This is a genomic window from Mesorhizobium sp. M3A.F.Ca.ET.080.04.2.1, from assembly GCF_003952525.1.
GTDB lineage: Bacteria > Pseudomonadota > Alphaproteobacteria > Rhizobiales > Rhizobiaceae > Mesorhizobium.
This window is the reverse complement of the sequence record NZ_CP034451.1, coordinates 386,782-410,622: the sequence shown is the minus strand read 5'-3', so window position 1 is coordinate 410,622 and position 23,841 is coordinate 386,782. Positions and strand designations below refer to the sequence as shown.

Sequence of the window (23,841 nt, the reverse complement as noted above, 5' to 3'; positions counted from 1 at the left end):
CCGCAACGTCCCACAGACGAGAAAACCATGGAACCCGAGAAGGTTTTCAGAAGCCAAATGGCCGCGCTGCTTGCAAACGACACAGACGCCATCGTTGCTCATTTCACGCCGGACTGCAGACTGTTCGACATGGCAAGGCCAATGCAGCCATTCGTGGGGCGTGAGGGACTGAGGACATTCCTGGTAGCCTACTTCAAGACCTGGCGTGTTGCCGGGCTGACCATCACCAATCTTGTCACCCAAGGGTCGCGGCTTGCCGCGGAGATAGAACTCTCGCTCGAGGCGAGGGATAGTTCGGGTTCGCGACTGATCCGCAGCAGCCTTTTTGACGACATAGAAGGTGGATTGATCGCGCGCGAGCGAGCCTATCGCGATCCCGCCGGGAGGAAGGAGTGAGCCAGTGACATCCAGCAGATCCCCAGTGGCGATCGTAACCGGAGGCGCCACTGGGATAGGGGCCGCTATCAGCGAGCGGTTCGCCAGCGCAGGTTTCGACGTTGTTCTATTCGGTCGGCGTCTTGACCGTCTTCACGAGCAGGCCACACGTATCGAGGCCAAAGGAGGCAAGGCACGTGTTTGTCAGGGCGACGTAAACGACGAAGCGGACGTCAGACGCCTTGTCGACACTGCCGCGACGGACGACAGGCGAATAAACGTTCTTGTCAACAGCGCTGGCGTGGCCCGAAAAGTGTCCTTCCTCGATATGACGGCGCGAATCTGGGACGAGACGCTTGATATCAACCTGAGGGGAGCCTTTCTTGTCACCAGACATGTGGCCCTCCATCAAGCGAGCCATGGCGGCGGCGTGATCGTTCACATTGCGTCGATCGATTCCTACGGGGCGGAGGCCGGCTACAGCGTCTACCACGTCTCGAAATCCGGCCTGATGGGGCTTGTGCGTAGCGCGGCCCTTGAGCTTGCGCCTCACAACATCCGCGTCAACGCCGTCAACCCCGGCTACGTCCATACCGAGATGGCTCCGAAGCCGCCAAAATTGCATGCCCATCTTGAGCAAAACTTTGACCGGGTCCCGATACGCCGAGTGGTCACTGGCGAGGAAGTGGCAAATGCAGCGTTTTTCCTGTCTTCGGATGCTGCCTCCGGCATTACAGGTACCGGGCTGACCGTGGATGGTGGGCTGCTGACGAACCTTTACATCCTTGAGACGATCCCGAAGCTCGATTGAGGAAAAAGGACGATGGAGAAGCGCAACCCCCAGCTGCTCTTTTCGTTCTCGGAGCAGTCGTCCGAGCTTCGGATAGAATTAGAGGACTTCATGCGGGATCATATTTATCCCAATGAAGCAAAGTATTTCGAGGAGGCCAAGTCCAAGGGAGCCTGGAAAACATACGACATAGTCGAAGAGCTCAAAAGCCTGGCCCGCCAGCATGGCCTTTGGAACCTGTTTTTGCCGGAGCATGCGGGAGGGGCCGGCCTGACCAATCTCGACTATGCGCCTTTGTGCGAGATCATGGGGCGCTCACTGCTTGCGCCTGAAATTTTCAACTGTAGCGCTCCCGACACCGGAAACATGGAGGTGCTCGTCCGCTATGGCACCGCCGAACAACAGGAAAGGTGGCTGACACCGCTGCTTGCAGGCGAGATACGATCCTGTTTCGCCATGACTGAACCGGCGGTGGCCTCGTCTGATGCCACAAACATCGAGAGCACCATCGTTCGGGACGGGGACCACTACGTCATCAACGGGCGGAAATGGTACACCACCGGCGCTACCGATCCGAGATGCAAGATCATTATCTTCATGGGGCGTTCAGCCGCGGCCGGAGCCGATCGGCATCGGCAACATTCGATGATCCTTATCCCGATCGATGCCCCTGGTGTCGAGGTGGTACGGGCGCTTCCGATCTTCGGCTACGAAGGCGTTCCCGACCGCGCGTCCGAGGTCACGTTTACTGACGTTCGGGTGCCGGTTGCCAACATGCTTCTGGGCGAGGGCCGCGGCTTCGAAATCGCGCAGGGCCGCTTGGGACCGGGCCGCATCCATCATTGCATGCGCCAGATTGGACTTGCGGAGCGGGCGCTGGAGCGGATGTGCTTGAGAACATCCTCGCGCGTGACGTTTGGGCGCCTGATCTCGGAACAGACCGTGACCCAGGAACGTATCGCCGAGTCGCGGATCCTCATTGACCAGGCGCGCCTGCTTACTTTGAACGCCGCGCATGCCATGGACACCGTAGGCAACAAGGCGGCCCGCGCTGAGATTGCGATGATAAAGGTCGCGGTGCCGAACATGGCCTGCCGTGTGATCGACTGGGCCATCCAGGCGCATGGGGGCGGAGGGACGGGCGATGATTTTGGCCTCGCCATCGCCTATGCGATCTCGCGGGTGCTGCGCCTTGCCGACGGCCCCGACGAAGTCCATCGTAATCAGATCGCGCGCATGGAGTTGAAACGCCATGCAATCCAGTAGGGCGGGGCTGCCAGCGCAAGAACCTCTCGAGGCATGGCTTGCCGCCAACGTTCCTGGCTATAAGGGACCAGCGACGATCACCAAGTTTGAAGGCGGCCAATCCAATCCGACATTCCGCCTCGACGCCGCGTCGGGATCCGTCGTCCTGCGGCGAAGGCCGCAGGGTCAGGTCCTGGCAAGCGCGCATGCCATCGATCGAGAATACAAGGTCATGGCTGCACTGGCCGGTGCGGACTTTCCGGTGCCGCAGGTTATTGCCTACTGTGAGAATACAGAGGTTATCGGCAGCGCCTTCTACGTGATGGAATTGGTTCGAGGCCGAATATTCTGGGACCCGCGACTGCCGGGCTTCCTACGGCAAGAGCGCACCGCCCTGTTTCGGTCCGTGAATGAGACCATCGCTCGCCTTCACACGCTCGATCCGGAGGAACTGGGCCTTGGTGATTACGGCCGGCCAGAGAATTTTCTCAGACGCCAGGTTGCACGTTGGTCAAAACAATACCGGGCCTCCGAGACCGAACACATCGCCGCCATGGAGAATCTGATTGTGTTTCTCAATGACAATTTCCCGCCGGAGGAGCAGTCCCGGGTCGTGCATGGGGACTTCAGGCTCGACAATATCATAGTTCACCCGTCCGAGCCGCGGGTCGTAGCGGTTTTGGACTGGGAACTATCCACCCTTGGAAGCCCCGCGGCTGACTTTGCCTACCACATGACGGCTTGGCGGTGGTCCCCGGCGTTGCTGCGGGGTCTTGAAGGCGAAGATCTGCAAGCACTCGGAATCCCGAACGAGCCTGCGTATCGGCGCTTGTACACGCGAGCGACTGGCCGGGCTGATATCGAACACTGGGAATACTACCTTGCATTTGCGGTTTTTCGCATCGCGGCCATCTGTCAGGGCATCGCCAAGCGCGCCCTCGACGGTACGGCATCGAGCCCCGATGCCGTGGTCATGGGAGCCAAGGCCAGGCCTCTGGCCGAGATCGGCTGGAATATCGCGCGCCGGCTCACGGCCTGAACATGGATCGGAAACTCTGCGATGCTGTTTGATCTTTCGGCCAAAGTCGTAGTCATCACGGGCGCCTCACGCGGAATAGGAAAAGCCATCGCGACGGCAATGGCAGAAGCGGGCGCCAACGTCGTGATCTCTTCGCGTAAGCTGACCGCCTGCCAAGCAGTTGCTGACGAGATCAATGCCCGCTTCGGTGGGCAACGCGCACTCGCGGTGGAAGCCAACATCTCTTCAAAAAATGATCTCAGCCTCCTTGTCCAGGCCGCCATAGGCGCATTTGGCCGGCTCGACTGCGTGGTCTGCAATGCAGCTAGCAGCCCCTACTTCGGCCCGCTTGCCGGAATCAGCGATGAGCTGTTCCGCAAGACGCTCGACAACAACGTCTTGTCAATCAACTGGCTGGTGCAGTTCTCGACCCCGCAACTGCAACGCGCCGGCGGCGGATCAATCATCATCGTGTCGTCGGTGGAGGGCTTCCGCGGCTCGTCAACCATCGGTGCCTACAGCATCTCAAAGGCTGCGGACATGCAACTTGCCCGCAATCTCGCCGTGGAACTCGGCCCGCACAACATCCGCGTCAACTGCATCGCGCCTGGCCTTATCCAGACCGATTTCGCGAAGGCCCTTTGGGAGGACCCTGCCACCAAGGCAAGATATGAGGCCATGACCGCCGTCGGCCGTCTTGGCGAACCTGACGAGATTGCGGGCTGCGCGGTGTTCCTGGCGGCGCCAGCCGGGTCCTACACGACGGGTCAGACATTCACCATCGACGGCGGGATGATGGTGAGCTGACCGGAGCGTCGGCCGGATCGACGAAAATGGCAGCCAGCGACTTGGACAAAAATACGGGAGAACCAGAGATGCGTGATGGTACGGAAAGTACTCGAGCTGCCTTGCTGAAAAGTCCGGTTCGGGGGCTGGCAAATGCGTGAAGCCGTTATCGTTTCGACCGCGCGTACCCCGATCGGACGCGCATACCGGGGGGCTTTCAACGACACCCAGGCCCAGGCGCTTGGCGGCCATGTGATCGCTGAGGCGGTCAAGCGGGCGGGGCTCGATGCCACGGAAGTGGACGACGTCGTCATGGGTGCTGCCCTGCAACAGGGTTCGACCTACATGAATGTCGCGCGCTCATCCCTCCTTAGGGGAGGACTGCCGGCCAGTGTTCCGGGTATGACGATTGACCGGCAATGTGCTTCCGGCTTGATGGCGATCGCAACCGCGGCAAAGCAGATCGTGTCGGATGGCATGCGTATTGCGGTCGGGGGCGGACTTGAGTCCATTTCGCTGGTCCAAAACAAGAGCATGAATTTCTCGCGCTGGGAGGATCCTTGGCTGGTCGCCAACCGCGACGACATCTACATGGGAATGCTTGAGACCGCTGAGATCGTGGCTGCGCGCTACGGGGTTTCGCGCGAGGCCCAGGACGAATACGCGCTGCAGAGCCAGCAGCGCACCGCGGCCGCGCAGGCCGCCGGCAAATTTGACGACGAAATCGCGCCCCTGACTACGGTCAAAATCGAAGCTGACAAGGAGACGGGCGCAACACGTGCCGTCACCGTCACGCTGCAAAAGGATGAGGGTAATAGAGCCGACACAACCCTTGCCAACCTCAATGCGCTCAAGCCGGCGTTCCCGGGAGGGCGCCGCCTAAAGCAGCCCGGCGGCGCGATCACCGCGGGAAATGCCTCGCAACTGTCCGATGGCGCCTCAGCGTGCGTGCTGATGGCCTCCTCGGAGGCAGAGCGTCGCGGGCTTGAACCTTTGGGTATCTATCGGGGGATTGCTGTCGCCGGATGTGATCCGGACATCATGGGCATCGGCCCGGTTTTCGCGGTGCCGAAGCTTCTTGAGGCTCACGGCCTGGCCATGGAGGATATCGGACTGTGGGAGCTCAATGAGGCATTCGCGGTCCAGGTGATCTATTGCCGCGATCGCCTGGGCATTCCCAACGAAAGGCTCAACGTCAATGGTGGGGCGATTTCCATCGGACATCCCTATGGCATGTCGGGCGCGCGGCTCGTCGGCCACGCGCTGATTGAGGGCCGACGGCGCAATGTGAAATACGTCGTTGTGACTATGTGCGTTGGTGGCGGCATGGGGGCAGCCGGCCTTTTCGAGGTCTGCCGACCCGCATGACCACGTTGCGTGCATGTGCGTCCGTCTAAGGCCCCTGCCTGTCATTTGCACAAGGTCTCGCCAGATGCGCCGGCCCGTCGTTGTCATCCATTCGAACCGTCCCGAGACGGTAGAGAATGTCGTGCGGGAGGATCACCCCGATCTGGAGCTTCATTGCTGCGATACCTACAGGGCACTTTCCGGCACCATCGACGCGACGCGTGCCGATGTCGTTTACTCGGTCATGTTCGAGGGAAAGCCAACATTTCCACGCGATGTCCTGTTGAAGAGCGAGACCGTGAGATGGGTTTCGGTCGGAGGATCGGGTGTTGACCACCTTGGTTCTTGGGATCCGCAGACCGTCACGGTTACCAACGCCGCAGGTGTGGCCGCCGGTATGCTCGCCGAATATACGTTCGGAATGATGCTTTCTTTCGCGCTGGGGCTTCGTAGCTTTCAGAAAGATCAGCAGCAGCGCCGATGGGCTGCAGCGACCGTGGAGCCCCTTGAAGGCAAGACAGTCCTGCTGTTCGGACTGGGCAAAACGGGACAGGCCGTCGCCCGTCTTGCTCGAGAGTTCGGTATGACGACTTTGGGCATTCGTTCCCGGCCGGAGCCGCTGTCTTGCGTCGATGAGGTCCATGGCCCGGAGTCGTCGCAGATATTGCTGGGACGCGCAGACTATGTCGTGTGCTGCATGCCGCTCACATCGGCAACCCGGGGATTCCTGAACGCGAAGGCTTTCGCCGCCATGAAGCCGTCGGCGGTCCTGATCGACATATCGCGCGGTGGGATCGTCGATGAGACAGCCCTTCTAGTGGCACTGAGGGACGGCCTGATACGCGGTGCGGCTCTTGACGTCTTTACGGTCGAACCATTGCCCGCCGATCATGCGCTTTGGTCGTTCGACAACGTGATAGTGACACCTCATTGCGCATCGACCTTCGACGGCTGGGAATTGAACGCGGCTCGGATGTTTTCGGACAATTTGGCCAGATGGCGTCGCAACGAGCCGCTTGTGAACGTCGTCGACCCACTCCGCGGCTATTAGTCTAGCTGCATCGCAACCTCCCCCCAGACGTTGCGGCTCGCTCAAAGCGGGAACAGACCACGCGCGTCCTCGAAAACCTCCCGGGGCAGAACCCGAAGCTCACCTGATTCATACGGGAGATGCTCAAGATAGTGCGTCGAGAGTTCTGCAACCGTCTCGGCTTGGGCCAAGTCACGGCGGAGCCTGACGGGTTCGCGGTCAACTCGTTTCGAGACCCAGAATTTGTGAGCCGCAAAACCCCGAGGGTCGGGAACAACGAGCCGTAACGGGCCGCCTCTTTCGTCGATCGCGATTGCTTCGAAAGCAGGGCGTTTTCCAGCCACGCCAGCCCGGCGATCTCGGCGGCGACCAATTCGTCGTCGCCTTTCCCGATGCGCTCCCGGCTCTTCTTCCAAGCCGGATTCGACAGCGGTTTGATCAGGTCGACGAGATATCCGTCGCGGTTTATCGCACGGAATGTCCCCGACGAACGCTCGAGCAGATGCAACAGCTTGCGACGAAAACACACGGGACTGCTGATGCATTTGTATAAATTCAGGTTTTGGCGCTCGGAAACGGATCAAGCGCTCGCTGCTTGCCGCCACCGAAAAATCAAAAATGGCAAGAGTTGTCAAAAATATGGGAATTGACAGTCAAAATATCACATGCAACATAGGTACTGCCAACAAAAAGCCGCTAAGGCTGGCGGCGCGCACAGCCTGTCCCGGACAACGAGTAGGCTGCGTATGACGACCGAGGGAACAGGTCGCGAGAGGGAGTTCTTGCGTGAATAGCTACAAGTTCTCGGATGATGTGCCCGATGCGATACGCCAAAAGGCGATCGCCTGCCTGGAGGACTGGGACTGCATCGGCAAAGACAAGGTGCTTGATGTCTATCCGCTTGCCGGTGGCGCAAACAACATAAATCTGGTGGTTGCCGACGGTCAAAAGCAATGGGCCGTGAAGCTTCGTGATCCCGGTGCCGAGCACTTCAACAATGCTGCGCTGGTGGATGCAATTCATGGCCAGGTCGAGGCGTCACGCTTGGGCGTCGCTCCTTCGATCTATGCCTATTCCCCGGCTGGCGATTTCATTTCCGAATTCATCGTCGGCGAAACGCTGAGGCCTGCCGCAATCCGCGAAAAGGCATACGCGGCGCAAATGGTCGAGGCTATGCGCAAATTGCACAAAGCTGATCCTGGTCGCCGGCGCTTTGACGTCTTTGAAGATGTTCGTGTGTTCCTGCGCGGCGCCGAAGCCGTCAAAGGATCGCTTCCGGAAGGTTTTGATGAATGTTGGATAGCTGCTCAGGCGTTGGAAGCCGTGCTTGTGCGTTCAAATCCACCGATGGGTTTCATCCACGGCGATCTGGTCCCGCAAAACTTCCTTATGTGTGAGCAGGGGATCAAGTTCGTCGATTTCGACTACTGCGGCTACTCGTTGACAGCCCTCGATCTGGCCGGGGCCACGTCTCAGGCCGAAATGACGGCGGAGGAAACCGAAAACTTTCTCCAGCTTTACGATCCCGACCTCGACGACGGCCAGCGGGCCCGTGTCGGCATCCTGCGCTTCGTGAATGCGCTGCGCGAAGTGTCCTGGGCTGCAATGGCCGAACCGCGCATGAGCGAGCGAGCGACGCTGCTTACCGGTTGGAGCTACAAGCACCACAGCGACGTAAACATGGTCTTGGCCAGAGAATTTCTCGCCGCCACGCCACTGGACGAGGTGGCGGCTCGCGCCGCGGTCGTGAGGCATGGCGCACTGTTCTAAATCGCGATTGTTCCAGCACGAAGGATTTGCACGATGGGAATGCTGAATGGATTGCTGGCGGTCGTCACCGGCGCGGGGCAGGGAATTGGTCAAGGTATCGCTGAGCACCTGGCGGGCGAAGGTGCATCGCTTGCCCTCATGGGGCGTACCGAAAAATCCCTGAAGGAGACAGTTGCGAAGGCCGAGGCCGCTGGAGCTTCAACGGTTTCAGTCCATGTCGGCAGTGTCTCCGACGAGGCCGATGTCGAGCGGGTGATAGGCGAGATCGTAACGCGACACGGCAAGATCGATGTCCTTGTAAACAACGCGGGTATCGTTGACCAGGCCGAATTTCTCGACGTGCGATACGAAAGATGGCTGGAGGTGATCGGGACGGATCTCAACGGCACGTTCCTGATGACCCAGCGCGCCGCGCGTCGAATGAAGGACACTGGAGGCGGAGCCGTCATCAACATCGCCTCAATTGATGCCAACGGCTGGGATGGTCCGCAGTCATCCTATGTTGCCGCCAAGGCCGGGGTGGTGGGGTTCACCAAGAATGCCGCGAAGGATCTTGCTGCGCACAACATCCGGGTCAACTCGGTCAGCCCCGGCTGGACCCACACAAAAATGATCGAAGATTTCGTCTCCGCCGAGGCGCTGAACTACATGCTCACCCGCTTCGAGCGAGTGCCGATGCGGCGTCTTGTCAGGGTCAAGGAAGTGGCGGAAGCCGTAGGCTTTCTCGCTTCAAGCCGGGCGTCGGGCATTACCGGCATCGACGTGCCGGTCGACTGCGGGACGCTTGCGACATTGCACTTGTATGAATCGCTGCCCGCCTGAGGCCGCAATCACGACTTTTGTAATGATGCGTTAGCTCCGCAACCGGATTAGATCATGCAAAGCACACAGTTTTATATCGATGGCCGTTGGGTGGAGCCGCAGGAGAAGCGACTGCTCGATGTTATTGACCCTTCCAGCGAACTCGCGGTGGCGCAGATTTCGCTCGGCGGTGTGGCCGATATAGATCGGGCCGTTGCTGCGGCCCGCCGCGCCTTTCCTCTGTGGAGCGACGTCGAACTTCAAGACCGCGTCGAACTGCTCAAGCGGTTGATCGAAATCTACACCGCCAGGATTGATGAAATGGCCACGGCCATCTCTTCGGAGATGGGCGCGCCCCTGACGCTTGCAAGAACCGCACAGGCGGCCTCAGGCCTGTCACATTTGAAGATATTCCTAGCCGAGTTCGAGGATTTTCAGTTCGAACACGTGCTCAGCAGCCAAGCGCCAGATGATCGTATCATACGCGAACCTATCGGGGTTTGCGGTCTGATCACGCCTTGGAACTGGCCAATGAACCAGGTTTGTCTCAAGGCAGCCCCTGCCATGACCGTCGGATGTACAGTGATCCTGAAGCCGTCGGAAATAGCCCCACTATCCTCGATGCTGTTTGCTGAATTTGTCGATCGGGCGGGGTATCCGGCAGGAGTCTTCAATCTCGTCAATGGAGATGGCCCAACAGCCGGTGAGGCGCTGGCGCGACATGGTGATGTCGACATGATTTCGTTCACCGGTTCATCCCGGGCTGGTGCCGCCGTCTCTCGTGCTTCTGCCGACAACTTCAAGCGTGTTGCGCTCGAGCTCGGAGGCAAGAGTCCCTACATCATTTTCGACGACCTCGATGTCGCCGCCGCCGCGGCGCGCTGCGCGCGCAGTTGCTTCACCAACACCGGCCAGTCCTGCGATGCGCCGACCCGCATGTTGGTCGAGCGGTCTGCCTACGAGCAGGCTATCGACGCAGCGCGCGCCGTCGCAGCTGAAATGCAGCCTGACGACCCACGAAAAGAAGGCAGCCATATCGGACCGCTCGTCTCCAAGGCCCAATTCGATAAAGTTCAAGAGCTGATCTTTGCTGCACTTGGCGAAGGCGCGCGCCTGGTCGCGGGCGGGCCGGGCAGACCGGCAGGTTTCGACAAGGGTTACTTCGCGCGGCCGACCATCTTCGCCGACGTGACAAACGACATGCGAATTGCTCGCGAAGAGGTCTTCGGACCAGTTCTTTCAATCATGCCCTTCGATAGTGAGGAGGAGGCAATCCGCATCGCCAACGACACCGTATATGGTCTGAGTTCCTATGTTCAGAGCGGGGATCCCCTGCGCGCGCAACGGGTTGCCCGCAAAATCCGCGCCGGGATGGTCAGATTGAACGGGGCCTCCCGAGGGCCCGGCAGTCCGTTCGGCGGATACAAGCATTCGGGAATCGGCCGTGAGGGCGGACGCTGGGGCATCGAAGAGTATCTCGAAATCAAGGCCGTTGCCGGATGGTCTCGGAGCGCAGCCTGATTGAGGTATCGTATGAAGGTAGCGCACCGATTCCTCGACATTTGATAAATGATGTGGCGAAAGGTGCCTGTTGTTGTTAATTTGAGCGATGTTTTCAAGCACCTCAGCTACAGAGACGAGTTATGAGCGAACTTAGACGAAACCGCATTTTCGACATCCTGCGGGTTTCCGGGCGGGTCAATTTGCTAGACCTGGCAAACGAGCTCCAGATATCCAGCGAGACCGTTCGACGTGATCTCAAGCGAATGGCTGACGAGGGCGTGGTCGAGATCGTACGCGGCGGTGCGACGCTTCCTGACGTTCTGCGCGAGGCGGCGTTCCAGCACTGCCTGAATCTCAACGCAGACCTGAAGCGGAAGATAGCGGCCGCTGCTGCTGCCCTGGTCGAAAACGGCGATACGATCATGATCGGAGGGGGAAGCACCACGTGCTACCTCGCCTTGGCGCTGCGGGATCACCGTAACCTCAGGATCATCACCAATTCCGTGGATGCAGCACGGATTTTAGGGTCGCGAGGAGAGAACGAGGTCCATGCCGTGGGTGGCAGACTGGACGACTATCTAGGGTCGACGGTCGGCGTCGTCGCCGTTGAAAATATCAGACGCTACTCAGCCGAAAAGACCTTCTTCTCGGTTGGCGCCGTCGACGCTTCGATTGGACTGACAAGCGACACGGCCGACGAAGTGGCTTGTTGGCAGGCCATGATCGAAGCGGGTAGCCAGGCGATCGCGCTTATCGATTCCAGCAAGTTCGGGCAGCGTTGCCTTTTCAAATGTGCTTCGTTCGAGGAGATCGATACGATCGTCGCCGACAGGTCCCCCGATCCGGCCTTGGCCGCCAGCTTTGCCGCCCACAAAATCGAATTCATCAATGCGGATGGATCGGGAATGGCCGAGAAGTCGCAACCTCGCATTCATCGTGCGAACTCCTCGAAAGTGCGGGAGCAGGCGTGAACTTAGTTCAGCAAATATAACGAGTAAAACGACAGATGTGCGGCCTGCCAAATCCAGGGAGCTGATGCTCCACGTTTGGCCCTGCAATCTCACTGGTGACGGCTTGGAGAAGCCCGTTACGCGGTGGCGATACCAATTCGCCGCCGAGAGCTTCGATTGGCCGATTGTATTGAAAATGAAGGCTGGTGGGCCGGCCAAATGCAGCTATCGCGACTTGCCGATCGTGCAGTGCGTGCAGATGAGACAAAAAAATGACGCCAAGCGGGATTCGTAAATTCGAGGCAGGCAAGGTCGCCTTTTCGCCATACGGCGACGGGCCGGGCGCGGCGTCCATCAGCCGGCTGGTGGGGCCGGGCGACTCGACCACCATGGGAGCCTACCTTGCCCGCTTCGATGGACGTTCGGTGGCCTGGACTGTCCGATACGATGAGTTGATTGCGGGCATCTCGGGCAAGTTCCGCCTGAAATCTGACGGCGAAGTGCACGAGTTGGGGCCGGGCGACGTTCTGTGGATCCCTGAAGGTACCGAGCTCGAATATCAGGGCGACGACGCGATGGTGTTCATATCCATTGCGCCAGTCGACTGGCGGGCGAGGCAAGCTGCAAATCTGGAAATTGGAGGAGAGCCAGCATGAGCCCGCGCATTGCAATTATCGGCGCTGGAGTTTCCGGCTGCGGGGCTGCGCGCCGCGCAGCCGAACTGGGCGCGAAAGATATCGTCGTCATCGACAAGGCCACACCCGCATCCGGCTCCTCAGGACTGTCGGCGGGCGTCTACAACGCCCAGACTCTTCGTCCGCTGGACATCGAGATCAGAGTTCGCGAGCGCGAATTGCTGTTCCGTTTCGAGCGCGATCGAGGACTGCCGCTCGCCCGCATCGGAAACCTGCGGTTTGCAACACAGGATGCGGACGTGGGCGCCTTCGAACACTCGTTGGCCTTCCAAAGGAGTTTGGGGGCAACGGATGCGCAGATTCTTTCGCGCGCAGAGATAAAAAAGCTGGTCCCGGATCTCGCGATCGATGACGTCACCGCGGCTCTTTACGGCCCCAATGACGGCCATCTCGATGGCCATCTGCTATGCTCGGTCATGGTCGAGGAGGCGCGCGAAAAAGGCGTTCGCTTTCTGCTGAACACCCAACTCAACGCCTATCGCAAGGACGGCTCTGTGCATGTGCTGTCGACCAGCGGAGGCGAGGTCGAAGCCGACATTGTCATCAACGCCGCCGGAGCCTGGGCGCCACAGGTCGGCAAGACATTGGGTCATCCCGTGGCCGTGAACCCAGAGGTTCATGAGGTGGTACGGGTCAAGCTCCCGCGCGATCTCGGCTACACGGTGCCGATGTGCAATTTCTATGTGCCAGGACAGGCGGCCGAAGGTATCTATTTCCGGCAGGACGGCCCGGACTCGCTGATCGCCGGGTTGCACACATATGACTCCGTGCCGGGTCTGGCGGTCACTGATCCCGACAATTTCAGCCCCCCGGACGGCGATGACAATTTTCTCAAGGTAGCCCAGATGGTCAGCGAGCGCCTGAAGGTCGATGACCTAGGCTTTCGCGCCGGATGGTGCGGGCTTTATCCTTTGAGCGCGGATGGGCTGTTCCAGGTCGGACCCTATAAAGCCGACCCTTCCGTGCTTGTCGTGGCGGGCCTTGGCGGTGTCGGCATCACTAGCGGTGTTGTCCTGGGCGCTCTTGCAGCTGAATGGGCGCTGCTTGGAAAGCCGATCACCGTGCCCCAAGGCGAAGTATGTCTGCCGGATCGCCCGTCCCTGCTGCCCGAGGCAGCCTGACGTCCTTCTGCCAGCAAAGGAAACTTGACGTGAAAATCCTGCTCACGAACGATGACGGCTATCTTTCCCCGGGAGTGGCCGCCGCGCGCGACGCTCTTGTCGCTGCGGGCATGTCCGTGGTCACGGTGGCGCCGGACGGACCACGCAGCGGCACAGCCAGATCTGCTTCATTTCGCAAGCCTATCGTTTTGAACCGCGTCGGTGGCGACGATGGAAATCCCGTTTATTCAACCAACGGAACACCGACGGATTGTGTTCGGGTGGCCGTTTTTGCTGGGCTGACCGTCGACGTGGATGCCGTGGTCTCGGGGATAAACGAGGGGGCAAACCTTGGTGACGACGCGACATATTCGAGCACGTTAGGCTCTGCAATTGAGGGTGCCATGCTGGGCTTTCCGTCGCTTGCCGCCTCCCAGCAATCGCGTGACGGCCGTTTTCGGCTGGTTGATCTCGATGGTTATGATTTCGAACCTGGCGCTGCCCTGATGACTCGCCTGGTCAAGCGAATGGTGGAAGATCGCCGCCGTCTGCCAGGACGCTCAGTCCTTAATTTCAACGCGCCTGCAAGACCGGCGAGGTCGGTTGTCATGGCCTCGCTCGATCGAAGGGTGTGGCAACGTTCGAAGATACCCGTCGTTGAAACCGACGGCGGGCGCGGATGGTTGCTGTTTGCCACCCATCCCGAGCAAGACCCGGTTTTCGAGGGGAGCCCTGGTACCGACGTGCGAGCATTGTCCGACGGGTGCGCCTCCGTCACCCCGATGAACTTCGCATGGACCGACCGGCATGCCCGACGGCACTTGCTCGCGTGGACAAGAGGCACGATTGCGGATCTGAATGCCTCGATTGTGGTGGAAGAAAGCAGCGTTCCCTGACCTTGCGAGGCCAATCGCGGCCCAAAATGACATAGGTTTCCGGCGATGATTTGCGGCTTTCAGATTTGACGGCATCGAGCCTTGCTGGAGCGGGGCGCTGGATCGCGTGACTCTTGTCCACCCCGCCAAAATTCACAGGTCTTAATCTCCTCGAGTGCGGCAGATCAATCAGGCCTTGGCGTCGCCCAACCGACATCATCAACTCAATCGCGTGCGAGACCCTAGCGCGGATTGCTGCGGCAAGCTGGCGACCATACCAGTCCGAAATGTGAAGTTTTGTGGCAAATGACGGTAAATTATGTGGACAAAAGTGAGATCATGGTGTTAGCTTTTTGGTAAGTTGCGGAGCCAGGCACCCAGCGCTCCGCGGAAAATCAAATTGGTGCAGCAAGGGGAAACACAACAATGACCGAGCTATCAGGTCTCGCCGGCGCTGGTGCCGGCGGAGCGTCGGGGGACCTCTCCCGCGAACTCGACAAGGAACTGGCGTTACGGCTTCAGAGCCTCCGCATGGACCCGCATGCCTCGTCGGACTGCTTCGCCACATCAAGGCCTATCATCATCGAAGGACTGTTGTGGGCTGCCGTCGGAGCGGCGATCTGGATTGGCACGCTGGTCGTCATTGGCAGAGGTGCGCTATGAGCGGCGATGTCAAGGGAGTGCAGGCCCGCGTTGTGAGCGAGGCCCTGGCGGGCAGGCTGCCGCTTCGCAGCCATGAACGAATCTACAACAGCTATTCGTCATTCACGTGGACGTGCTGCGCTTTTAGCGCCGCCACTTGGGCGTTCCTTATCGGAGGGTATCTGCCCTATGTCGGGGATACGCGCATCGGCATCTTAGGCTATCTGGCCGGGTTGCTGATCGGGATGGCCGCGGTGACGCTGGCTTCCGCCGTTCCTTCGTACAAATATGGCGTGGACACAATCGACGCCGCCAAGTCGTCGTTCGGCACATACGGCGTGCTGCTGCCCCTGTTCGGCCTTCTGGCCACGCTCATCGGTTGGACTTACGTCGTCGTTGCCCTCACGGCGCGCGGTGCGGCCAATGTTGTTCAGACACTTGAGCAGTCCACCGATCGACCTGTCGAGGGCATGGTGATAGTGCTGGCGCTGGCGTCGCTCTTTCTGGTCTGGCTCATTGCAAGCCGCGGGCCGTGGCTTTTCGAGCGTCTGAGCAATTACATAGCGCCCGGCCACATGGTTGTGACCGCCATCATGCTGGGCATCCTTCTGTACCAGTTTGGTCCGGCCGTTTTCGCCATTGACGTTCCGGTCGATCAGGCCTTGGTCAAGACGAAGACCCAAGGCTTCGCGCTCGCCGTCGAGTTCGGCGTATCGAACTCGTTGACTTGGTGGCCCGTCATGGGCGGGCTGACACGTCTTGTCGGCAAGCGGCGCCACATCATGGGTCCTTCCGTCGTCGGCGTCGGCGTGTTGGGCGCTGCCGTGATTTCGATGGTCGCGGCTCTGGCGGCCGTGTCGGCTGGAACCCCCGATCCGACCATTTGGATGATCAAGCTTGGCGGCCCGGTGTTTGGAACGGCCATCATGTCGTTCGTTCTGCTTGCCAATGTCGCTACCATGATCATCATGATCTATCTTTCCGGCGTCTCCATCCAACAGATCCGGCCCCTGACAAGGTTGCGCTGGGACCTTCTTCTTGGCTTGATCCTGCTGCCTGGCATCTATGTCGCGTTTCGCACGGAGTGGGTCATTGCCTCGGTGATGAGTTGGCTGTCGATCAACGGTGTGATGTTCGTCGGCATCACGGGGATCACCCTTGTCGACTACTTCCTTCTGCGAAAGGAGCGGCTCGAACCGGAGCATCTGTTTTCGCGTGACTCCCGTAACATCTATTGGTTCTGGGGCGGCGTGAACTGGGTGGCGATTGTCATCTCGCTGGGGTCTATCGCGCTCTATCTTTGGATGTATGACCCGGTGGCCGCCTCGATGAACGCCTACGCAGGCTATCTGGGTGCCGGTATTCCGACCATGGTCCTGGCTGCGATCGTCTACTATGTCGCAATGCGCGCAATCGTTATTCCGTCAGGCATCGGCGGCTATGGCGAGGCTCGCAAGCCAACTCCTGAGGTCGTGCCGGCACTTTGAGCGATTGGCGCCAGGCTGGCGGGCCGCTCGCGTCGAGCTCTGCCAGCTTGGCACACACTCCCAGGCAAGCTTCGCACCCTGGTGCGAAGTGCTTCTTCTGATGCATTCAATTCTCCGACCTGTTCATTCGCCTGAAGGGCAGGCTTCTGTCACACCCGCCGGCCTGCGCAGGATTTGCGTGACGGCTTGGTCGATCTCGCGCACGATGGCTGCGTGCGCTCGCTTGCCGTCGCCGGCCTCGATCGCCGCGACCACCTCCTCGTGGTAGTCGATTTCGAGAATGCCGGCGAGGTCGTCCTCGAAGCCGATGCGCAGGTTCCTGAGGAAGGGACCCACCTGCATCCACACCGTCTCGATCAGGAAGATCATCTGCTCGTTGCCGCAATGGCGGTAGATCGAGAATTTGAAGTCGTGGTTCTTGCGCAGATAGTCATCGATGTCGCCGCTGCGGGCGGCTTGGGTGAGCTCGGTGCAGTGGCGGCGGATTGCGCGCAGATTGTTGCCGTTGATGAGTTTGGTGGCGAGCTCGGTGGCGTTGCCTTCGAGGATCGTGCGTACATCGGTCAGTTGCTGGAAGCGGTCGGCCGAGATGGTCGGCACCTCGACGCTGCCGTTCGGCATCGGGCTCAGCGCTCTCAGCGCCTGCAGTCGCATGAAGGCGCTGCGCACTGGCATGTCGCTCGTGCCGAGTTCCTTGGCCAGCTTGCGCGAGGTCAGCTTCTGGCCCGGCTGGAACTGACCCGACATCAGCGCCCGAACCAGTTCCAGATAGACTTTCTCATGCAGGGGCACCGTGTCGAGGGCTGTCAGTCCGAATTGTGTTTTGTCGGCCATTGGCTATGCGCTACTTCAGTCGTACCGATGCAATCGTTAACAGTCGTCGCCCGTTGGTAACCCGCCATTAGGCCGCGAGAATAGGCGGCAGCCAACAATGGTCCAACAGCAATACCTGGGCGCTGTCCTGTTGTGGTGGCTGCTGCGCTAGAAACTTGGTGGCGTATTTACCCAGATCAGGACCGTCGTCGTCTGGCCTGGGTTGGACCAGGAATGCTTCCAATTGCTCTTGAAGTAGATGCTTTCGCCCTGCCGCAAATGATGGACGCGGGTCTCCTCGACGGTGATCTTGAACTCCCCGAAAAGAACGTACACGAATTCCTCGCCATCATGGCTGTAGGCGCCGTGACTGTTCACGCCCGGCTCAATAAACCAGCGTTGGCAATCCATCATGTCTCTGCCAGTGGCCAGCTGTTCGATCCTCAGACCCTTGCCGAGCGTCGGCAGAACCTGACCCCCATCGGAAGAGGAAATCACTTCCTTGTTATGTTCCGTCAAGGGCGTGGCCATGAGGGAAGTCAGCGTGACGCCGTAGAATGATGCAAGCGTCTTGCCTTCGGGAATCTGCACGCCCAGCGAAGTACGCTCTATGGAGGCCAGGACCGATTGCGGAATGCCAGTCTGATTGGCAACTTCGCGTATGGTCAACTTACGGGCTTGGCGAAGCGACCTGAGCCTTGCCCCGACAGAATTGGTCGCATTGGCATCAGGCTCATTTCCAGACGTCACAGCGTTGGCATGGCCGGAAGCATCATTGCCCGGAAGAGCAGCCTTTATTGCCGCGATGCTCAAGCCTTGCAGCGTGCGCAGGCGCTTGATGTCCGCAGCCTGTTTAACGTGGTCCTGGTTGTAGATTCGATATCCCGCCGGCGTGACGCGCGGGGTGAGCAGGCCTCGTTCGCCCCAGACCCGTAAAGTGGAAACGGGCACGCCCGTGAGGCGACTGAGATCGGATATCTTCAATTCGGTGCCCGCATTCGGTTCATGCCGCATTTTCATCTCCGGGTCTGCTTCGTCGCGGGGGGCTGCCACCGCCAAGGGGGTCCTTGCCGCGTTTTGCAGACGGTCTTTCAGCACTGAGGTTGCAAAAATAACTCTACATACCGTGCTTGACAATCTACAACTCAGATGTAGAGTTTTCAGGAGCGATCGAGCGCGCCCAAGGCGCCTCCAAAAAACTAAAATATCGCCTGGGAACATAGGAGAACACTGTAGATGTGGCGCGTCGGCATTGACGTCGGTGGCACGTTCACCGATCTTTTCGCATGGGATGAATCAGACAAATCCTACACGACAGCTAAAGTCTTGACGACGAAAGATGACCGCTCAAAGGGCGTCGTCCAATCGATCGAGGCCGCCGGCATTCCCTTCGATCAGATTTCCTTCTTGATGCACGGCACCACCACCGCCACCAATTCCTTGATCGAGCGGAATTATCCGGACGCTGCCTTCATCACGACGGAAGGGTTTCGTGACACTATCGAGATCGGCCGCCAGCACCGCAAGGCTCTCTATGATCCATATCAATCGAAGCCGGAACCGCTGATTCGCCGCCGCAATCGCTTTGCGATCCCGGAGCGCATGTCGGTGAAGGGGGAGACCCGCCGTCCCCTCGATGAGAACATTGCCCAGCAGGTGGCGGAAACGATCGCGCAGCGCGGCATCCAGTCAGTGGGGATTGGGTTCATCAATTCCTACGCAAATCCAGCCCACGAACAGCGGATGCGCGAGATCGTCCGCGAGGCCAATCCGGATGTGCATATCGTCATCTCGGCTGAGACGAGGCCAATTTTCCGCGAGCATGGACGCTTCACGACGACAGCGATCCGGGCATGCATGATGCCTGTAATGACGTCCTACTTCGACCGCCTGGAGGATGCCCTGAAGTCCAAGGGTTTTCGCGGCTCGCTGCTGATCTTGAAGAGCAATGGCGGTGTCATGGGCGCCAAGAACGCCAAGGATCGGCCAGAGGAGCTCATCGAGTCCGGTCCGGCCGGCGGTGTCGCCTATGCGTCTTATCTCAGCCGTACGACCCACTTCGACAACATCATTCATACAGATGTCGGCGGCACCAGCTTCGATGCCTCCATCGTCGAGCACGGCAAGGGGCTCATCACGCGCAGCTATGAGCTGGAATGGGAGGTGCCGGTAAGCGTCCCGATGCTTGACATCCACTCGGTCGGTGCCGGCGGGGGCTCGATCGGCTGGGTCGATGAGGGTGGATCCTTGCGAGTTGGGCCACGCAGCGCTGGCTCGGAGCCCGGCCCGGCATGCTACCGCCGCGGCGGAACCGAGCCGACGATCACGGATTCCAATCTGATCCTGGGCAGGCTGAACCCGTCGCTCTCGGACAAATTCGAGCTAGACGTTGCGGCCGCCGAAATGGCGATTGATAAGCTGGCCGCCAAGATCGGCCTGTCGCGCCTCGAAACCGCTGAAGGCATGATCCGCATATCGTGTGAAACGATGGCGCAGGCGGTCAAGGGTGTGGTCGTGGCCAGGGCTCGCGACCCGCGCGACTTCGTGCTGGCAAGTTTTGGCGGCGCCGGTCCGATGCATGCGTGCTTTGTTGCTCAGGCGATGAACATCCCGAAGGTCATCATTCCAGGCCAGGCAGGCGTCGCCTCTGCCTTTGGCGCCACTGCGATGAACATTCGCCATGACGTGGAGGCCTTTCACTACGCATCCCTTGACGATGTCGACGTTTCGGATCTGAACCGTCTCTACGCCGAGTTGGAGGAAAAGGCCCGTCACCGTCTCCTGGCTGACGGTATCGGAGCCTCGGAAACCAAGATCACCCGCACCGCGCAGATGCGCTATGTCGGCCAGACTTACGAAGTCGACACGGATATTCCGAACGGAATTATCTCGAAGGGCCAGATCGCGTCGATCGCTGATGCGTTCCACAACGCCCACCGGCTCGAATATGGAGTTAGCTCGGACGACTTCCCGATTGCTTTCGTGGCACTTGGTGTGACTGCTGTCGGCGCCTTGAAGGAGCCCCCGCACTTCAACTTCGGAGCTCAGGCAGGCCGCGCCAACGGCGCCAGTCGTGACGTTTACTTCGACGGCCACTGGATCAGGTCGTCGCTATACAGCAACAGCGATCTCAAGCCCGGCTTTACGGTAACGGGCCCGAGCATCGTCGAATATACGGACTCGATAGCCGTGCTCCCGCCCGGCACCAGCGGTGCCGTAGACGACAGTGGCAATCTCATCGTGACAATCGCAAACTAAAAAAGCGACAGGGGAAAGACCATGGCTTCTTCAAGTGCCGCGGCGCAAAAGATCGACCTTCCCGAGCGTATGGACCCGGTCACGTTCGAGGTTCTTCGCAACAGCTTCGAATATGCCTGCAACCGCATGACCACTATCATGCAGAGGACATCGTTCTCGCCGATCCTGGCGGATATTCTCGACTTCTCGAACGCAATCTATGATCCGAAGGTGAGATTGCTGGCGCAGGCCGCGAACTGCCCCGTTCATCTGGCAGCGATGCAGTACAGCGCGGACGCTGCGATTGGCCGCTTCCCGATCGAGACGCTGAAGCCGGGCGATGTGATCGCGTTGAACGATCCATACCAGGGCGGCACGCACATCAACGACATCACCTTCACGATGCCCATTTTCTACGAGGGCGAACTCCTGGGCTTCGCCGTCAGCCGCGGCCACTGGATGGATCTTGGCGGCGGCGCCGCCGGGGGCATGTCGTTCTCGACGCACATCGCCGCCGAGGGTCTGCGCCTTCCGCCGATCAAGCTCTACGAGAACTACGAGATCAATCGCGACTATCTCGCGATCATCATGAACAACACGCGCACGCCGCACTACATCCGCGGCGACCTGCAGGCGCATCTGGGTGCCTTGAAAAGCGCCGAGAGCGAATTGCAGCGCGCGGCTGGGCGATACGGCATCGAAACCGTCAAGGCGGCCATGAACGAACTTATCGGCTACACGGAGCGCATCGTTCGCAAGAGCATCGAGGCAATCCCCGACGGCGTCTACTCGGCTGAAGACTTCGCGGACACGGACGGGTTCTCGCCCGATCCGATCAAGGTCAAGGTGACGCTCACCATTGCCGGTTCAGATATCACCGTCGATTTCGCCGGCAGCGATCCGATTTGCAAGGGCTCGATCAATTCGCCCTTCGCCAACACCGCATCGGCCGCCTACTACTCGCTCCAGTTCTTCCTCGCACCGCATGCGCCGTCCAATGCGGGCATGTTCGCGCCGATTAAGATCATGCTTCCCGACAACTGCTGGCTCAATGCCAAATGGCCGGCGCCCACCATCGGCTGCACGACGCTCGCCTCATCGAAAATCACGAGCGCCATCTGGCAAGCCCTGGCGAAGGCGATCCCCGAGCGAGTGACGGGGTCCACGTGTTCGGAGTGCAACTGGTTCGTGTCGACAGCTGTGAACAAGGAAACGGGCCGCGCCGACGTTTTTTCCGATCTGCCGGCCGGCGGCTGGGGCGGCACGCCGTTTAACGACGGCATGAGCGTGACCATGGATCCGCTTGGAAACTGCATGAACATGGCCGCTGAAACGGCGGAACTGTTCTTCCCCATTGAGTACGAGGCTTTCGAACTACGCCAGGATTCGGCCGGTGCTGGAAAATTCCGCGGCGGCCTAGGGGCCGTTTTCAAGGTTCGCTATCTGTGCGACGGCGAGTTGAACATGGAGACTTCACGCACCCGGGAGGGCAGCCCCGGCGTCAATGGTGGCGGCCGCAGCGCTGTGCAGCGCTCTACCCATCTCTATGCCGACGGCACGGAACTGGTGATTGGCGGCTATTCGCCGAACGGCGCCTGGACGAGCCCGCTCTTGTCTGGCCACCAGTTCTCCTATGACGAGGCATTCAAATTCGAGAGCACCGGCGGTGGTGGTTGGGGCAGACCAGAAGAACGGCCGGCGGAAAAAGTGCTTTCGGATGTCCTCGACGACTACATCTCCATTGCCGCGGCAAAAGAGACGTATCGCGTCGCGATCGATCCCAAGACGATGACCGTCGACAAGGCGGCAACGGCACGACTGCGTAGTGCCTGACTGATGGGCTGCCGGGCGACCAGTGCGCGCCCGGCAGCCCTTTTTTCCGATTGCATGGGTTCTGCCGGTCGCGCTGCGCCGGAGCGGCTTTGCCGTGCCTGCTCGGCTCAGATGACCACAGTCCAACATTTCAAAAATGGGAACACGGCCAATGTGCCGATTAGAGAGGAGCTGACAATGACCAGGCAGCAGACCGACTTTCCAATGGTGAACACAAATCGTCGCCGATTCCTGAGTGCCTCGGTAGCCGGCGCCGCTTTCGGAAGCGGTCTGCTGGCGAGCTTGAACGAGGGGCGAGCGCAGTCGGACGATGTCATTCCGATCGGACAAATGGCTTCACTGACCGGGCCCTTGGCGGTCGACGGCATAGAACACAAGCATGGGCTCGAGATGGCCTGCGAAGAGATCAACGCCGCCGGAGGCATCCTCGGTAAGAAACTGGCGCCGGTGACCGTCGACAGCAAAAATCAGACGGCTGAAGAGGTCAGAGCGGCCGCTCGCTTGCTCATCGATCGCCACGGCGTTCATGCCATCATCAACGGCTACAACGTAGGCGCCAACCAGGCAGAATATGACCCGGTGGCCGATGCCGGCATCATATACATCCACTACAACACATCCATCGGCCACCACGAGACGTTCAAGAGCGACCCTCAGCGCTACTTCGGCATCTTCATGGCTGACCCGGCAGAATACTACTATGGCGTTGGCCTCCCGGTGATGCTCGACCAGATCCGCAAGGCCGGTGTGTGGAAGCCCCAGAACAACAAGATCGCTCTGGTCACGGGCTCGCTGCCCTATTCAATCGTCATCTCGAACGCAATTCGCGAGACCGCACCCAAATACGGGTTCGAAGTTTCGTTCGAGGAGGTGGTCCCCGTTCCAACGACCGAATGGGGCTCGGTGTTGAACAAGGTCCGCGCCGATCCGCCAGCCGTCATCGCCAACACGCATTTCTTCCCGGGTGATCTCGCCCAGTGCCAGGTTCAGTTCCTGCAGCAGCCGACAAACAGTTTGTTCTATTACCAGTATGGCCCGTTGCTGAAGGCGTTCTCCGACATCGCCGGCGAAGCGGCGCGAGGCGTGTTGACCTCGACTGTCATCGGCATCCTGCCGGACGACATCGGCAACTCGTTCCGCAAAGGATACTGGGCTAAATTCGGAGAAAAGGCCGAGGCGGATCCGGGTGCTTCGACCTACTCCGAGACTTACCACTACGCTGTCGCGGCAGCTCTTGCCGGAGGGACCGGTGAGCCGGGAAATGCAAACCAGAACCGTAAGATCGCAACGAACCTGCAGCGCTTCGTATACCGGGCACCGTTCGGCGTTCTGCGCTACGACCCAAGCGTCAACGCGGCGATTCCATATCCGACCGTTTCCTCCGATCCGTCAATCGCCATGCCGCATCTGCTTTACCAGATCAAGGATCCGAAGGCTGAGGTGCCGAAAAAGCTGATCTATCCGCAACCATACAACGAGGCCAATTTCGAACTTCCGCCGTGGTTCAAGTAGGCGCTCGTCGTCCTAGAAGTTGAAAGCGCCGC

Annotated in this window: 21 protein-coding genes and 1 pseudogene; 19 read left to right on the top strand and 3 right to left on the bottom strand. The window is 59.7% G+C overall.

Going from position 1 to position 23,841, the window contains the following annotated elements:
• Positions 1 to 27: 27 nt before the first annotated feature.
• From EJ074_RS01795 to EJ074_RS01765, 7 genes are all read left to right on the top strand, one after another.
• Positions 28 to 396 (top strand): nuclear transport factor 2 family protein, encoded by a 369-nt coding sequence (locus EJ074_RS01795; RefSeq protein WP_129552738.1) that lies wholly within the window; start codon positions 28 to 30, stop codon positions 394 to 396.
• Between the two features lie 25 nt (positions 397 to 421).
• Complete coding sequence (locus tag EJ074_RS01790) at positions 422 to 1,186, top strand: SDR family NAD(P)-dependent oxidoreductase (RefSeq protein ID WP_165349823.1); 765 nt, start codon at positions 422 to 424, stop codon at positions 1,184 to 1,186.
• 33 nt (positions 1,187 to 1,219) lie between these two features.
• The gene (locus tag EJ074_RS01785) at positions 1,220 to 2,431 is read left to right on the top strand and encodes an acyl-CoA dehydrogenase family protein (protein WP_129553984.1); all 1,212 of its coding nucleotides are present in this window, start codon (positions 1,220 to 1,222) and stop codon (positions 2,429 to 2,431) included.
• On the top strand, positions 2,418 to 3,449 hold the full coding sequence (locus tag EJ074_RS01780; protein WP_129552736.1) for a phosphotransferase family protein: 1,032 nt from the start codon (positions 2,418 to 2,420) through the stop codon (positions 3,447 to 3,449). Before EJ074_RS01785 ends, EJ074_RS01780 begins: the two co-directional genes overlap by 14 nt.
• Positions 3,450 to 3,470: 21 nt before the next feature.
• Positions 3,471 to 4,235, top strand: coding sequence for an SDR family oxidoreductase (locus EJ074_RS01775; protein ID WP_129552735.1), 765 nt, complete (start codon positions 3,471 to 3,473; stop codon positions 4,233 to 4,235).
• A 132-nt stretch (positions 4,236 to 4,367) separates the two neighbouring features.
• Positions 4,368 to 5,582, top strand: coding sequence for an acetyl-CoA C-acyltransferase (locus tag EJ074_RS01770; RefSeq protein ID WP_129552734.1), 1,215 nt, complete (start codon positions 4,368 to 4,370; stop codon positions 5,580 to 5,582).
• A gap of 64 nt (positions 5,583 to 5,646) precedes the next feature.
• The gene (locus EJ074_RS01765) at positions 5,647 to 6,612 is read left to right on the top strand and encodes a D-2-hydroxyacid dehydrogenase (protein ID WP_129552733.1); all 966 of its coding nucleotides are present in this window, start codon (positions 5,647 to 5,649) and stop codon (positions 6,610 to 6,612) included.
• Between the two features lie 41 nt (positions 6,613 to 6,653).
• Here EJ074_RS01765 and EJ074_RS01760 read toward each other — a convergent pair.
• Positions 6,654 to 7,120, bottom strand: a pseudogene (locus EJ074_RS01760) (GSU2403 family nucleotidyltransferase fold protein).
• A gap of 257 nt (positions 7,121 to 7,377) precedes the next feature.
• Between EJ074_RS01760 and EJ074_RS01755 the strand changes: the two are divergent.
• From EJ074_RS01755 to EJ074_RS01715, 9 genes are all read left to right on the top strand, one after another.
• Positions 7,378 to 8,361: a phosphotransferase gene (locus tag EJ074_RS01755; protein ID WP_129552732.1), complete on the top strand. Its 984-nt coding sequence runs from the start codon at positions 7,378 to 7,380 to the stop codon at positions 8,359 to 8,361.
• A 33-nt stretch (positions 8,362 to 8,394) separates the two neighbouring features.
• A complete protein-coding gene (locus tag EJ074_RS01750; protein WP_129552731.1) occupies positions 8,395 to 9,183 on the top strand; it encodes an SDR family oxidoreductase in 789 nt (262 codons plus the stop codon).
• Between the two features lie 54 nt (positions 9,184 to 9,237).
• Entirely contained in the window at positions 9,238 to 10,683 is a 1,446-nt protein-coding gene (locus EJ074_RS01745; RefSeq protein ID WP_129552730.1) for an aldehyde dehydrogenase family protein, read from the top strand.
• A 122-nt stretch (positions 10,684 to 10,805) separates the two neighbouring features.
• Positions 10,806 to 11,636, top strand: a complete 831-nt coding sequence (locus EJ074_RS01740; RefSeq protein ID WP_129552729.1) for a DeoR/GlpR family DNA-binding transcription regulator — start codon at positions 10,806 to 10,808, stop codon at positions 11,634 to 11,636.
• Between the two features lie 251 nt (positions 11,637 to 11,887).
• Positions 11,888 to 12,271 carry a cupin domain-containing protein gene (locus EJ074_RS01735; RefSeq protein ID WP_129552728.1) on the top strand — a complete coding sequence of 128 codons (384 nt, stop codon included), beginning with the start codon at positions 11,888 to 11,890 and terminating at the stop codon, positions 12,269 to 12,271.
• Positions 12,268 to 13,431 carry an FAD-binding oxidoreductase gene (locus tag EJ074_RS01730; protein ID WP_129552727.1) on the top strand — a complete coding sequence of 388 codons (1,164 nt, stop codon included), beginning with the start codon at positions 12,268 to 12,270 and terminating at the stop codon, positions 13,429 to 13,431. Before EJ074_RS01735 ends, EJ074_RS01730 begins: the two co-directional genes overlap by 4 nt.
• Before the next feature lie 29 nt (positions 13,432 to 13,460).
• Complete coding sequence (surE, locus tag EJ074_RS01725) at positions 13,461 to 14,306, top strand: 5'/3'-nucleotidase SurE (protein ID WP_165349822.1); 846 nt, start codon at positions 13,461 to 13,463, stop codon at positions 14,304 to 14,306.
• Between the two features lie 405 nt (positions 14,307 to 14,711).
• Positions 14,712 to 14,948, top strand: a complete 237-nt coding sequence (locus EJ074_RS01720; RefSeq protein WP_127426980.1) for a hypothetical protein — start codon at positions 14,712 to 14,714, stop codon at positions 14,946 to 14,948.
• Entirely contained in the window at positions 14,945 to 16,414 is a 1,470-nt protein-coding gene (locus EJ074_RS01715; RefSeq protein ID WP_127426981.1) for a cytosine permease, read from the top strand. The genes EJ074_RS01720 and EJ074_RS01715 overlap by 4 nt, the downstream gene beginning before the upstream one ends.
• 123 nt (positions 16,415 to 16,537) lie before the next feature.
• Here EJ074_RS01715 and EJ074_RS01710 read toward each other — a convergent pair whose 3' ends face one another.
• Together EJ074_RS01710 and EJ074_RS01705 are read right to left on the bottom strand one after the other, a co-directional pair.
• On the bottom strand, positions 16,538 to 17,248 hold the full coding sequence (locus tag EJ074_RS01710) for a GntR family transcriptional regulator (protein WP_129552725.1): 711 nt from the start codon (positions 17,246 to 17,248) through the stop codon (positions 16,538 to 16,540).
• 147 nt (positions 17,249 to 17,395) lie between these two features.
• A complete protein-coding gene (locus EJ074_RS01705) occupies positions 17,396 to 18,241 on the bottom strand; it encodes a MerR family transcriptional regulator (RefSeq protein ID WP_165349821.1) in 846 nt (281 codons plus the stop codon).
• A gap of 222 nt (positions 18,242 to 18,463) precedes the next feature.
• Here EJ074_RS01705 and EJ074_RS01700 point away from each other — a divergent pair, with 222 nt between their 5' ends.
• The 3 genes from EJ074_RS01700 to EJ074_RS01690 all read left to right on the top strand — a co-directional run bounded on the left by EJ074_RS01700 (position 18,464) and on the right by EJ074_RS01690 (position 23,809).
• On the top strand, positions 18,464 to 20,485 hold the full coding sequence (locus EJ074_RS01700) for a hydantoinase/oxoprolinase family protein (RefSeq protein ID WP_129552723.1): 2,022 nt from the start codon (positions 18,464 to 18,466) through the stop codon (positions 20,483 to 20,485).
• Between the two features lie 21 nt (positions 20,486 to 20,506).
• Positions 20,507 to 22,297: a hydantoinase B/oxoprolinase family protein gene (locus EJ074_RS01695; RefSeq protein ID WP_245454788.1), complete on the top strand. Its 1,791-nt coding sequence runs from the start codon at positions 20,507 to 20,509 to the stop codon at positions 22,295 to 22,297.
• Positions 22,298 to 22,474: 177 nt separating this feature from the next.
• Positions 22,475 to 23,809, top strand: coding sequence for an ABC transporter substrate-binding protein (locus EJ074_RS01690; RefSeq protein WP_245454787.1), 1,335 nt, complete (start codon positions 22,475 to 22,477; stop codon positions 23,807 to 23,809).
• The last annotated feature ends 32 nt before the right edge of the window (positions 23,810 to 23,841 follow it).

Bases quoted from the DNA above. Each gene is read 5' to 3' on its own strand.
- EJ074_RS01720 (WP_127426980.1), top strand. From the start codon at position 14,712: ATGACCGAGCTATCAGGTCTCGCCGGCGCTGGTGCCGGCGGAGCGTCG.
- EJ074_RS01715 (WP_127426981.1), top strand. From the start codon at position 14,945: ATGAGCGGCGATGTCAAGGGAGTGCAGGCCCGCGTTGTGAGCGAGGCC.
- EJ074_RS01795 (WP_129552738.1), top strand. From the start codon at position 28: ATGGAACCCGAGAAGGTTTTCAGAAGCCAAATGGCCGCGCTGCTTGCA.
- EJ074_RS01750 (WP_129552731.1), top strand. From the start codon at position 8,395: ATGGGAATGCTGAATGGATTGCTGGCGGTCGTCACCGGCGCGGGGCAG.
- EJ074_RS01765 (WP_129552733.1), top strand. From the start codon at position 5,647: ATGCGCCGGCCCGTCGTTGTCATCCATTCGAACCGTCCCGAGACGGTA.
- EJ074_RS01770 (WP_129552734.1), top strand. From the start codon at position 4,368: ATGCGTGAAGCCGTTATCGTTTCGACCGCGCGTACCCCGATCGGACGC.
- EJ074_RS01695 (WP_245454788.1), top strand. From the start codon at position 20,507: ATGGCTTCTTCAAGTGCCGCGGCGCAAAAGATCGACCTTCCCGAGCGT.
- EJ074_RS01710 (WP_129552725.1), bottom strand. From the start codon at position 17,248: ATGGCCGACAAAACACAATTCGGACTGACAGCCCTCGACACGGTGCCC.
- EJ074_RS01775 (WP_129552735.1), top strand. From the start codon at position 3,471: ATGCTGTTTGATCTTTCGGCCAAAGTCGTAGTCATCACGGGCGCCTCA.
- EJ074_RS01745 (WP_129552730.1), top strand. From the start codon at position 9,238: ATGCAAAGCACACAGTTTTATATCGATGGCCGTTGGGTGGAGCCGCAG.
- EJ074_RS01705 (WP_165349821.1), bottom strand. From the start codon at position 18,241: ATGCGGCATGAACCGAATGCGGGCACCGAATTGAAGATATCCGATCTC.
- EJ074_RS01735 (WP_129552728.1), top strand. From the start codon at position 11,888: ATGACGCCAAGCGGGATTCGTAAATTCGAGGCAGGCAAGGTCGCCTTT.
- EJ074_RS01740 (WP_129552729.1), top strand. From the start codon at position 10,806: ATGAGCGAACTTAGACGAAACCGCATTTTCGACATCCTGCGGGTTTCC.
- EJ074_RS01780 (WP_129552736.1), top strand. From the start codon at position 2,418: ATGCAATCCAGTAGGGCGGGGCTGCCAGCGCAAGAACCTCTCGAGGCA.
- EJ074_RS01690 (WP_245454787.1), top strand. From the start codon at position 22,475: ATGACCAGGCAGCAGACCGACTTTCCAATGGTGAACACAAATCGTCGC.
- EJ074_RS01730 (WP_129552727.1), top strand. From the start codon at position 12,268: ATGAGCCCGCGCATTGCAATTATCGGCGCTGGAGTTTCCGGCTGCGGG.
- EJ074_RS01700 (WP_129552723.1), top strand. From the start codon at position 18,464: ATGTGGCGCGTCGGCATTGACGTCGGTGGCACGTTCACCGATCTTTTC.